The organism is Halobaculum roseum, assembly GCF_019880245.1.
Classification (GTDB): domain Archaea; phylum Halobacteriota; class Halobacteria; order Halobacteriales; family Haloferacaceae; genus Halobaculum; species Halobaculum roseum.
This window is the reverse complement of sequence record NZ_CP082286.1, coordinates 1803212-1814944: the sequence shown is the minus strand read 5'-3', so window position 1 is coordinate 1814944 and position 11733 is coordinate 1803212. Positions and strand designations below refer to the sequence as shown.

The following is an 11733-nucleotide window of genomic DNA, read 5'->3' as shown; positions in this document are numbered from 1 at the left end:
ATAGACTCTCCAACAGCTTTCTACGGCCGGATCGGTGTGCGATAGCTTTAAGCACAAACACATCCGGTTGACGAACATGACTGACGGCGGGGTCGAGCACGTCGGGGGGCGGTCGCGGTGACACGGAGCGTGCTCATCGTCGAAGACGAACCCGAGGTGGCCGATCTGTATCGCGGATACCTCTCGGGAACCTACGACGTCACGGTCGCGAACACGGGCGCTGAGGCACTCGACATCGTCGACGACACGACCGACGCGGTGCTCCTCGATCGACGGCTCCCGGACACCTCCGGCGCCGACGTGCTCGCGTCGATCCGCGAGCGCGGCCTCGACTGTCGGGTCGCGATGGTGACCGCCGTCGAGCCGGACGTGGACATCGTCGAGATGGGGTTCGACCTGTATCTCGTGAAACCCGCCACCAGGGACGACATTCAGTCGGCCGTCGAACGCCTGGGAACGCGCGCGCAGTACGACGACACCCTCCAGCAGACCGCCTCGCTGGTCACGAAACGGGCGGTGCTCGAGGCCGAGCGGACCCCGGCCGAACTCCGCTCCTCGCCGGAGTACGAGAACCTGCTCGACCGGATCGAGTCGCTACAGTCGGAGATGGAGGACCTCGCGTCCGCGTTCTCGCCGGAAGACTACCGAATGCTGTTTCGCGACCTCGGCACGTCGTCCACGTCCGAGTCGGCCTGACGCCGGAGCCGTCCTCGCCCCCTCGGGGCGCCCGCGCGTTCACTCGCCGGAGATCTGCTCGCCGACGAGCTCGTCGACCGCCGCGATGAACGCCTCGCGTTCGTCGGCGGGGATCGTCGCGCCCGCGGCCACGTCGTGCCCGCCGCCGTCGCCGCCGACCGCGCGGCTGGCCTCGCGCATCACCGCCGAGAGATCCAGTCCTTCACGAACGAGGAAGCCGCTCCCCCTGGCGGAGACCTTCGTCTCGCCGTCGCCCTTGTCGGCGAACGCGACGATCGGCTTGCGCGCGGAGACGCCGTCGGCGCCGACGGCCATCCCGGCGACGATGCCGACGATCGTCTCTCGGATCCGGGTGCCGGCGTCGAACCACTGGACGTGCTCCTCGCGCTCGACCCCCTCGTTGGTCACCCACTGGAGCCCCTCCGAGAGGTTCCGGCGGTGGTTCCGAAGCAGGGTTCGCGCCCGGTCGAGGGCCTCGTCGCGGTCGCCGAGACAGACGGCGAGTCCCACGTCGGCGCGCTCGTACCGGGCAGTCGCGTTGAGCAACGTGGAGAACTCGCTCACGTCTCGCAACTCTGTTCCGGGCTCCTCGTCGGCGAGGACGTAGGTGGTGGCGACGAGCGAGTCGACGCGCTCGCTGGGGACGCCCGAGGAGACGGCGCGGCGGATGAGCGCGCTGGCGACCGTCCGGCGCTCGTCGGCGTCCAGGTCGACCCACCGGCGCCACTCGCCGTCGGCGTCCTTCATCGGCACGTCGAGCTCCGAGAGGAACTCGACGGCGCCGGCCTGGTCGTTCGAGATGCCCGGGATCCGGGCGTCGCTGGCGTACTCCAGGAGTTTCGGAAGGGGGCGGGTCTGGCGGCCGTACAGCGCCAGGTCGGTCACCTCCTCCAGCGCGCCGGCGGCGACCGCGTCGGCGACGAGCCCCTCGTTGGCGCCCGAGAGTCCGCCGTCGCCGTCCTGCATGTCGCCGACGGCGCCCACGACCGCGAGGGCGGCGAGGTCGCGGTTGTCGGTGTCGGCCGCGTCGCCGAGCGCGCGCGCGAGGAGGTACGACGCCCCGGCGCCAGACAGTTCGCTCGCGCCGTCGAGCCCTTCGAGGAGGGGGTTGAGGTGGAACTCGGTCTCCGCGTCCGCGGGCTGGTGGTGATCCGCGATGACGGGGACGAACTCGCCCGCCTCCTCGTGGGGCGCGATCACGTCGAGTTGCCCGCTGCCGAAGTCGGTGAAACAGACCACGTCGTAGTCGGTGGCGGCGATGGAGGCGACCGCGTCGGCGTCGAGCTGCTTGAAGAACGCCGTCTCGAAGTCGAAGCCGGCGCGCTCGAACGCCGCCGTCGCGACCGCGGCGCTGGTGAGCCCGTCGGCGTCGATGTGCGAGCACAGGAGGAACTCGCCGGCCTCGCGCAGTCGGGCGGCGCACGCCTCGGCGCGTTCGCGGAGTTCGGGGACGGGGAACTCGTCGCTGTCCTGCTCGGACGCCTCCGCGTCTCCGTCGGCGCTCGCCATTGCTGTGGGGAGGTGAGGCGTTCTGCGGGATAAACGCTCGTACTCTGTCGGGGTCGAAGGGGAAGAGTCGTCGGCGCGTGCCGGCCGCGCTCCGTCGCGGCCGGGAGCGCGCGAGGGGCGAGGAGCGCAGGCTCGCGAGGCGAGCCGAGCACCGCAGTCGGCTGGGGAGGGCATGGCGCGGAGCGGCCGGCGGGTGGGACTGAAAGGGGCCGGGGCGCTGCACGAACCCCGACGACGCAAGCACCGCAGGGAACGAACGGAGTGAGCGACCGAGGAGCGTGGTTCGAGACGGCTTCGCCGTCTCGTCATCACGAAAGACCGGCGGAGCCGGTCTTTCGAACGACAGCGAGTCGCGGGAGTCCAGCGCCCCGGGGGCTTTCGAGTGCTACGGCACAGAGCCACCATCGACAAGTCCGACTGTCGAGTCCTCGAATCCGACCGACTATACTACTTCACGAACTGCAGCAGGTCGTCGCGCTTCGCCTCCCGGAAGTGCCCGCGCAGCGCCTCCTTCAGCGGCTCGATGCTCCCGTTCTTGGCGGTGATCGGCGCGATCGTGCCGCCCTCGCCCGACCACTGCTGCCACGGCGGGTACAGCCCCAGCCGGTCGCACAGCTCGTTCAGGCGCTCGTCGCGGTCGTCCACCTTGTCCATCTTGTTCACCGCGACGACCGGCGCCACGTCCACGTCCTGCAGGAACCCGAACAGCTCCACGTCGTGGGGGATCTCGCCCGTGTCGCTGTGGCGGTCGATGATGTCGATCACCGACTTCCCGTCGACGACGAGCACGCCCGCGATGATCGAGTCGGCGTTGTCCTCGACGTAGCGGACCACGTCCGTCTTGATCGCCTCCCGTTGCTCCTCCTCGACGCCGGACATGAACCCGAAGCCGGGCAGGTCGGTGAACATGAACGACTGGCCGGTCCAGTCGAAGTGGTTCGGCCGGCGCGTGACGCCCGGCTTCTTGCCCGTGGACACGTCGTGGCCGGTCAGCTCGCGCATCAGCGTCGACTTGCCGACGTTCGAGCGCCCGACGAGCACCACCTCGGCGTCCCGGTTCGGCCGCCCCTCGAAGGTCATGTCCGTTGGTGGACCGCCGCGCCGGTTAAGCGCCGCGGGTGACGCCCCGACGGAGGGGCGTCACTCCTCCGTCTCGTAGGACTCGCCGACCGCCGAGGGCATCCGCGTGGAGCCCCAGACGGTCAACACGATCACGACCGCCACGTACGGGAACAGGTTCACGAGCCGGTTCGGCAGCTCGATCCCGGCCGTCTGGAACTGGATCTGCAGCATGTCCAGCCCGCCGAACAGCAGCGCGGCCGCGGCCGCGCCGACGGGGTTGTAGTTGCCGAACAGGTACGCGACGATGCCGATCCAGCCGCGGCCGTTGACCATCGTGTCGCCGGTGCCGGTAAACGACCCCGCGTGGGCGAACAGCACCGCGCCGGCGAGGCCGGCCATCGCCCCGGAGAACAGCACCGACGCGTAACGCACGCGCCTGACGTTCACCCCGGCGGTGTCCAGCGCCTCGGGGTTCTCGCCGGCGGCCTGGATCCAGTAGCCGTACCGGGTCCGGTACAGGAACACCCAGGCGACGACGGCGACGACGGCCGTGGCGAGCACCAGCGGCGAGGTATCGAAGAGGATCGGCCCGAGAACCGGCACGTCCGCGAGCACCGGCACCGTCAGGTCGTTCACGCTCACCAGCCCGGGGCTGTTCCGGTTGCCCCAGATCAGCACCGCCGAGAACGGCCCGAACCCGAGCCCGATGAACCAGACGGCGAGCCCGGCGACGATCTGGTCGGCCCGGTACCGGACGAGCAGCACGGCGAACAGCAGCGTGTACACCAGGCTCACCAGGACCGCGGCGACGATGGCGAGCCAGAGGTCGCCCTGCGTCGGCGACTCGCCGCCGATGAGCCAGACGAACGCCGCCGCGTTCGCCGCCCCGAGGATCATGAACCCCTCGAGGCCGATGTTGAACACGCCGCTCTTCTCGGCGTACAGCCCGCCGATGGCCGCCAGCGCGATGGGCGTGGCCGCCTGGAGCGACCGCTCGACGAACCCGACCGTCACGATGCTCTCGACCGGCAGGTCGAACGCGACCGCCAGTGCCAGCGCCGCCAGGATCGTCGCGACGGCGCCGCCGATCCCGAGCCGGTTGCGCTCGACGTAGCCGGCGACGCTCATCGGCGCTCACCCCCGAGGCCCGTCCGCCGGGCGGCCATCCGAAACAGCTCCGGGGCGGCCACGAACAGGACGACGAGCCCGACGATCCCGTCGATCAGCTGCGGGGGTACGTCGCTGTTGATGCCGATGTGGGTCCCCGCCGAGTCGAGCCCGCCGAACAGCAGGGCGGCGGGGACGACGCCCAGCGGGTTGTTCGCCGCGAGCAGGCTGACCGCGATGGCGTCGAAGCCGTACGTCGCGACGCCGCCCGGGTCGCTGTAGTAGCCCTGGATCATGATCGCGAAGACCGCGCCGGCGACGCCGGCGACCATCCCCGAGAACGCCATCGTCGTGACGACGGTCCGCCCGGCGTCGACGCCGGAGAACGTCGCGGCCGCCTCCTGGTGGCCGCTCGTCACCATGTCGTACCCGACCCGCGTGCGGATCATGACGACCGAGACGACCCCGACGACCACGAGCGCGACCGCGAGGCCCACGAGCGAGAAGTCGGGGCTGTCGAAGACGACCGACGGGAGCGACACGTACTCCGGGATGCGGGCGGTGTTGGGCGCACGGTTCCCCTCGCCGCGGAGCGGCCCCTCGACGAGGTAGCCGACGACGCCGACCGCGATGAAGTTCAGCATGATCGTCGTGATGATCTCGTTGGCGTCGCCGTACGCCTTCAGTGCGCCCGGGATCGCGGCGTAGAGGCCGCCGGCGACGACGCCCGCGAGCGTTCCGAGCACGAGCAGCGCGATGCCGCCGACGGTGCCGGCGGGGAGCAGCGGCGCGAGCCAGAGGATGGAGACGACGGTGGCGAAGCCGCCGACGATGAACTGCCCCTGAACGCCGATGTTGAACACGCCCGCGCGGAACGCGACCGCGACGGCGACGCCGACGAGAACGAACATCGTCGTGAACTTCAGCGTCCGCCCGATCGAGTTCTCGTCGCCGAAGGCGCCCTCGAACACGTCCGCGAGGAACGTCACGGGGTCGTATCCCGCGGCGGCGACGACGACCAGCCCGATCGCCAGCGCGAGCGCGGTCGAGGCCATCGCGATGCCGAGCCGCTGGAGCGCGGTCGCCTCCAGCATCCGGACGGCGGCGTCGTCGAGCAGGGCGCGGGCCCGACCCGGGCCGTCATCGCTCACCGTTCCACCTCGGAGTCCGAAGCGGTCGCGGACCCGTCGTCGGACTCCCCGGCCTCGGCCGTCGCGTCCGGGCTACCGGCGTCGCTCGTGTCGTCGGCGTCGCCCGCGCCGCCCTCGTCGCCCACGCCGTCGGCGGCGTCGGCACCGTCGAGGCGACGCCCGGCCATCAGCAGGCCGAGTTCCTCCTCGGTCACGGTCTCGGGGTCGACGGTGTCGATGAACTCGCCCTCGTACATCACCGCGATGCGGTCCGATAACTTCCGTATCTCCTCCAGCTTCGAGGAGACGAGCAGCACCGCGAGCCCCTCCTCGCGGCGGTCGAGCAGTCGGTCGTGGATGAACTCGATCGAGCCGATGTCGACGCCGCGGGTCGGATGGGAGGCGACGATGACATCGGGGTCGTGTTCGATCTCGCGACCGACGATGAACTTCTGCTGGTTGCCGCCCGACAGCGACGCGGCCTCCGACTCGACGGTCGGCGGCTGGACGTCGTACTCGTCGACGATGTCGGCCGCGTGCTCGCGGACCGCCGGCCAGTCGATGAATCCTCGCTCGACGTACGGCTCGACGGTCTGGTTGCCCAGCAGCGCGTTCCGAACGAGGTCGTAGTCCTGGACCAGCCCCTCCGTCTGGCGGTCCTCCGGGATGTAGACGATCCCCGAGCGGATGCGCTCGCGGCGGCTCAGCCCGGTGACGTCCTCGCCGTCGAAGCTGACGGTTCCCGAGTCGACCGACCGGAGCCCGGTGATCGCCTCGACCAGTTCCGTCTGGCCATTGCCCTGAACCCCGGCGATCCCGAGGACTTCGCCCTCGCGGACCGTGAGGTCGACGTCGGTCACCTGTTCGAGCCCGCGGTCGCCCGTGACCCGGAGCCCCTCGGTCCGGAGGATCGGGTCGCCGGGCGCCGTCTCGCGGGGGCGACGGTCGAACAGCACCTCGCGCCCGACCATCATCCGGGCGAGTTCCTGCTCGGTCGTGGTGGCCGCGTCGACGGTGCCGACGGCCTCGCCGTCGCGCAGGACCGTGACCTCGTCGGCGACCGACAGCGCCTCGTCGAGCTTGTGCGTGATGAACACGAGCGACCGGCCGTCGGCGGCGAGGTCGGTCATCACGTCGACGAGGCCCTCGACCTCCTGGGGCGTGAGCACCGCCGTCGGCTCGTCGAGGACGAGGATCTCCGCGCCCCGGTAGAGGCTCTTGACGATCTCGACGCGCTGGCGCACGCCGAGGTCGAGGTCGACGACGCGCTCGTCGAGGTGTTCGTCGACGTCGAAGCCGTACCGGTCGCAGATCGCCTCGATGTCCTCGCGCGCGTCCGACTCGTCGACGAAGCCGTTCTCGGTCGGCTCGTGGCCGAGGATCACGTTCTGGAGGACGGTCATCGGCCCCACGAGCTGGAAGTGCTGGTGGATCATGCCGACACCGGCGTCCATCGCGTCCCGCGGGGAGTCGAACGTCCGTTCCTCGCCGTCGACGACAATGGTCCCCTCGTCCTGGTCGTACAGCCCGTAGAGGACGCTCATCAGCGTCGTCTTGCCCGAGCCGTTCTCGCCGAGGAGCGCGTGAACAGAGCCCCGTTCGAGCGTGAAGTCGACCCCGTCGTTGGCGACGACGTCGCCGAAGCGTTTCGTGATGCCGTCGAGCCGGACGGCGGGCGGTCCCGCGTTATCGGTCATGGTGGAGTAGGGGAGTCATAGAGAAGTCTCGATCGTGGGAGAACCCGACGCGTTCGGGTCAGTTGCAGCCGGAGGCGGTACAGGGAACGTCGATGTCGCCGTCGACGATTCCCTGCTTGGCCTCGTCGAGGTTCTGCGAGACGGCGTCGGGAAGCTCGCCCTCGAACGCCTGGCCGATGACGCAGTCGACGCCCTCCTCCTCCAGCCCGAGTGTGTTCGGACCGGTGACCGACTCGAAGTTCCCCTCCGCGACGGCGACGGCGACCTCGCGGGTCCCCTCGTTGATGTACTTGACCGCCGAGCCGATGATGACGTCCTGGAAGTCCGGGAGCGTCACGGACTGGTCGGCGTCGACGCCGATGGCGAAGCGGCCGTTGCTCTGGGCGGCCTCGAAGACCCCCCGGCCCGCGGCGGCGGCGGCGTGGTAGACGATGTCGGCGCCGTCGTCGTACTGCGAGCTGGCGATGTCGGCCGCGGTGTCGGTGTCGGTGTAGTCGCCGATGTAGCCGACGTTGACCTCGACGTCGGAGTTGACCCACTCGGCGCCGGCGACGTACGAGCGCTCGAAGGCGTTGATGAGCGACCCGTCGACCCCGCCGACGAAGCCGATCTGGGCGGAATCGGGGCTCGTCTCGCTCCCCTCGTGTGAGAGCTCCTCGGTCGTCATCGTCCCGCCGAGCACGCCCGCGAGGTACGACATCTCGTGGTTGGCCCACGTGTAGCCGGCCACGTTCGGCTCGTCGACGTGGTCGTTGATCAGCATCCAGTTCTGGTCGGGGTAGTCGACGGCGTTCTGGGTGAGCGCCTCCGTGTGGTTGTACGACACCAGCACGATGAGGTCGTAGTCGCCGCTGGCGGCCAGTTCCGACTGCGTCGACTGGTACTGGGCCTGCTCGGTCTCCTCGACCTCGTTGATCTCGATGTCGTACTCCTCGGCGGCGGACTGGAGCCCCTCCAGCGCGAGGTCGTTGAACGCGTTGTCGTCGAACCCCGCCGGGCTGGAGACGATGGCGACGTTCGTCGTCTCGCCTCCATTGTCGCCGCCGTCGCCCCCATCGTCGCCGCCGTTGCCGCCGTCGTCGCCGTTCCCGCCGCCGTCACCGCTCCCGCCGCCGTCGCCGTTTCCGTCGTCGCCGTTTCCGTCGTCGCCGTTCCCGCCGCCGCCCGTACAGCCGGCGAGGACCGTCCCGCCGAGGACTGCCGCGCCCGACGAGAGGAGGGTGCGGCGGTCGACCGAACGGCGGGAGGGCTCGGAACGCGATACGTCGTCCGTGGTGTCACCGTCGGGATTTCTCATCTCTGGTGAACGATCATGCAACCTACACAAAAACATTACTACAGGTTGGATCAATTGCCGGTTACGCGGGGAGGGCAGTCGGTACCTTCCCATGCGGGACGGACGGAGCGAGAGCGACAGCGACAGGGGGACGGCTCGGCTCGGGTCAAGCCTTGCCACACAGCGTCGAGCGCGACGTTTTATCAGGCGAGGGCCATCCCACACGACCATGGAGAAACAGCCCCTCCGCGAGCGGATCTGGGACGACTTGGAGGCGTCGGGCGAGGCCCGGTTCCCGTTCCCGCCCCACGGCCGGATCCCGAACTTCGCGGGGGCCGACGACGCCCGCGATCGCCTCACGGCGACCGGGGAGTGGGCCGACGCCGACGCGGTCAAGGCGAACCCGGACGCGCCGCAGCTCCCGGTCCGCCGTGCGGCCCTGCGCGCGGGCAAGACGGTCTACATGGCGGTGCCGCGGCTCCGGGAGGAGGAGCCGTTCCTCCGGCTCGCTCCCGACGAGGTGCCGGACATCGACGAGGCGACGACCGTCTCGGGCTCCTCGACCCACGGCGTCCCCGTCGGCCCCGACGAGGTCCCGCACGTCGACCTGATCGTCTCCGGGAGCGTCGCCGTCACGGAGGCCGGCGGCCGGGTCGGGAAGGGCGAGGGGTTCGCCGACCTGGAGTTCGCCGTGCTGTCGGAGCTGGGCGCCGTCGACGACGCGACCGCGGTGGCGACGACGGTCCACGGGATGCAGGTCGTCGACGAGGAGGTCGACCTCGGGCCCCACGACGTACCGCTGGACCTGATCTGCACCCCCGAGCGGACGATCCGGACGGCGGACGCCCGCGACGGCGACCCGCCCGCGCGACCCGACGGCGTCGACTGGGACGCGCTGCCGGCCGGGAAGCTGGAGTCGATCCCGGTGTTGCGTCGACTCGCGCCGATGGACTAAGTATTCGACCAGGAACACCGATCACGGAACGATCGGAGCAAAAATTTATGTGTAATAATTATTATATTTGTGTGTATGGGGACAGACGAGCCACTAGAGAAGAGAGTCGATCGCATCGAAGAGCGGCAGGAGGAGATCCTCAGTTTGTTCGCCCACGCGGACCCCGTCGTCGTAATTGACCAAGATCAGGTCGTACCGTTCCCCGGAAATGACGACGATGGATCGACGGGTATGGGAGGATCTGGATCCGGTGGTTCCGGGGGAAGTGGATCGCTGTCACCCATCACGCAAGTACTCCGAGAGATACGGGACAATATCGACGAGATCGGGGATACCCTCGACGACATCGAATCGGAGATCGGGTGAACGAATGGCGACGTTCAGTATCACACAGATACTCCTATCATCCACGGGGTCCGCACTGGCCGGCGCTGCCGTCTATCACCTCGTCGCGAACACCATCGAACGACAGCGCAGCAAGTACTCGGTCCTAACCGAACTACGACGGAACTACCGAAGTCTACAGAAGATCTCGGACCGAACCCGTGGCGACTCGTGGGACGGAGTCATTCACAACGGACTTCGAACGACGGCACGGGACAGACTGGAGACGCGAACGCCGAAATTGCGGTTCGATCTCACCGACGATGAACAGCGAGAGCTGTCGGATCTATACGGGCTCTACGACTACATTAACAGGCTCCACATCGTCTCCGTCTCCGGGGACCGGGGCGACCTCCCGGCGGAGAACGTTCGGTCGTTAGTCGGAGACGCTCAATCCCTGACCGAATCGGTGTACGGATCGCTCAGGGACCGTTGGCACGTCGCGGCGTACCGGACCGAGCCGGAACTACCCACACCCGAGGTATAGTTCGCGGACGATTCCCCCGCCGATCCGGACCATATCGGCTTTCCATCCCCCTTCGCTTAACTCACCGCCTCCTGTAGCACCGGCGTGCGACTCGTTCAGGTGATGGTGCCGGCGGGCAAGCGGGAGACCGTCCTCTCGGTGCTCGACGACGAGGGCATCGACTACGTCCTCTCCGACGAGACCAGCGGCCGGGAGTACACGGCGGTCGTCTCGTTCCCGCTGCCGACGGAGGCCGTCGAGCCGGTGCTCGCGGAGCTTCGCGAGGCCGGGCTCGAACGCGACGCCTACACGGTCGTCCTCAACGCCGAGACGGTCGTCTCGAAGCGCTTCGAGGAGCTGGAGGAGCGGTACGCGGAGGACGAGGAGGGAAACGGCGACCGGATCGCCCGCGAGGAGCTTGACGCGCGGGCGACGGAGATGTCGCCCCGACTGGGCGCGTTCGTGACGATGACGGTGATCAGCACCGTCGTCGCCACCGCGGGGCTGCTGCTCGACTCGGCGGCGGTCGTCGTCGGCTCGATGGTTATCGCGCCGCTGATCGGGCCGGCGATGGCCGCCAGCGTCGGCACCGTGCTCGACGACGACGAGCTGTTCGTCCGGGGCGTGAAGCTGCAGGTGTTCGGCGGCGTCCTCGCGGTGACGAGCGCGGCCGCGTTCGCGGCGCTGCTCAGATACGGACGGGTCGTCCCGTTCGGCGTCGAGGAGGTGTTCTCCATCGCGGAGGTGCGCGAACGGCTCGCGCCGGACGTGCTCTCGCTGCCGATCGCGCTCGGGTCGGGCGTCGCCGGCGCGCTGTCGCTCGCCTCGGGCGTGTCCTCGGCGCTCGTGGGCGTCATGATCGCGGCGGCGCTGGTCCCGCCGACGGCCGTCGTCGGCATCGGGATCGCGTGGGGACGACCCGGCACCGTCGCCGGGGCGGCGCTGCTCGTCGTCGTCAACTTCGCCGCGATCAACTTCGCCGCGATCGCGACGCTGTGGTACAAGGGGTATCGCCCGGAGTCGTTCTGGCGCCTCGACGAGACGCGGACGACGACGCTTCGCCGGGTCGGCGTGCTCGGCGTCGCCATCCTGCTGTCGACGGCCGTGCTCGCCGGGGTGACGGTCGCCTCCTACCAGAGCGCGCAGTTCGAGACGGCCGCCCACGAGGAGGCCGACGCCCTGCTCGACGGCGACGCGCGCGTGCTCGACGTGGCGGTGACGTACGGCGGGTTCCCCTTCCGACAGCCGACCGCGGTGACGGTGACGGTCGGTCATCAGCCGGGGACGACGCCGCCGCGGATCGGCAACGCGCTCGCGACGCGGCTGACGGACGACGTCGAGGCGCCGCTGGGGGTCGGCGAGCGCGCGACCGTCGACGTGTCGGTGCGGTACGTTCCCGTCGAGGAGTCACGTACGGGCGCGGACCCGGCGTGAGACGGACACGAGCGCGG

General features: G+C 69.5%; 11 protein-coding genes. 5 read left to right on the top strand and 6 right to left on the bottom strand.

Translation table 11 applies throughout. The annotated features are described in order from the left end of the window. Positions 1-117: 117 nt before the first annotated feature. Positions 118-696: a HalX domain-containing protein gene (locus K6T36_RS09175; protein WP_222921016.1), complete on the top strand. Its 579-nt coding sequence runs from the start codon at positions 118-120 to the stop codon at positions 694-696. A gap of 39 nt (positions 697-735) precedes the next feature. Here K6T36_RS09175 and recJ read toward each other — a convergent pair whose 3' ends face one another. From recJ to K6T36_RS09145, 6 genes are all read right to left on the bottom strand, one after another. Next, a complete protein-coding gene (gene recJ, locus K6T36_RS09170; RefSeq protein WP_222921015.1) occupies positions 736-2205 on the bottom strand; it encodes a RecJ family nuclease in 1470 nt (489 codons plus the stop codon). A gap of 447 nt (positions 2206-2652) precedes the next feature. Beyond that, a complete protein-coding gene (engB, locus tag K6T36_RS09165) occupies positions 2653-3285 on the bottom strand; it encodes a GTP-binding protein EngB (protein WP_222921014.1) in 633 nt (210 codons plus the stop codon). A gap of 60 nt (positions 3286-3345) precedes the next feature. Further along, a complete protein-coding gene (locus K6T36_RS09160; RefSeq protein ID WP_222921013.1) occupies positions 3346-4395 on the bottom strand; it encodes an ABC transporter permease in 1050 nt (349 codons plus the stop codon). Next, a complete protein-coding gene (locus K6T36_RS09155; protein WP_222923412.1) occupies positions 4392-5468 on the bottom strand; it encodes an ABC transporter permease in 1077 nt (358 codons plus the stop codon). Before K6T36_RS09155 ends, K6T36_RS09160 begins: the two co-directional genes overlap by 4 nt. Before the next feature lie 53 nt (positions 5469-5521). Further along, positions 5522-7201, bottom strand: a complete 1680-nt coding sequence (locus tag K6T36_RS09150; protein WP_222921012.1) for an ABC transporter ATP-binding protein — start codon at positions 7199-7201, stop codon at positions 5522-5524. Between the two features lie 58 nt (positions 7202-7259). Continuing rightward, complete coding sequence (locus tag K6T36_RS09145) at positions 7260-8498, bottom strand: BMP family lipoprotein (RefSeq protein WP_225935085.1); 1239 nt, start codon at positions 8496-8498, stop codon at positions 7260-7262. Positions 8499-8706: 208 nt separating this feature from the next. On the opposite strand from K6T36_RS09145, the gene K6T36_RS09140 reads away from it, so the two are divergent. The 4 genes from K6T36_RS09140 to K6T36_RS09125 all read left to right on the top strand — a co-directional run bounded on the left by K6T36_RS09140 (position 8707) and on the right by K6T36_RS09125 (position 11716). After that, positions 8707-9432 (top strand): 5-formyltetrahydrofolate cyclo-ligase, encoded by a 726-nt coding sequence (locus K6T36_RS09140; RefSeq protein WP_222921011.1) that lies wholly within the window; start codon positions 8707-8709, stop codon positions 9430-9432. Between the two features lie 75 nt (positions 9433-9507). Continuing rightward, positions 9508-9798: a hypothetical protein gene (locus K6T36_RS09135; RefSeq protein WP_222606347.1), complete on the top strand. Its 291-nt coding sequence runs from the start codon at positions 9508-9510 to the stop codon at positions 9796-9798. Positions 9799-9802: 4 nt separating this feature from the next. Then, positions 9803-10303 (top strand): hypothetical protein, encoded by a 501-nt coding sequence (locus K6T36_RS09130; protein ID WP_222606346.1) that lies wholly within the window; start codon positions 9803-9805, stop codon positions 10301-10303. Positions 10304-10387: 84 nt separating this feature from the next. Then, on the top strand, positions 10388-11716 hold the full coding sequence (locus tag K6T36_RS09125; RefSeq protein ID WP_222921010.1) for a TIGR00341 family protein: 1329 nt from the start codon (positions 10388-10390) through the stop codon (positions 11714-11716). Positions 11717-11733: the final 17 nt, after the last annotated feature.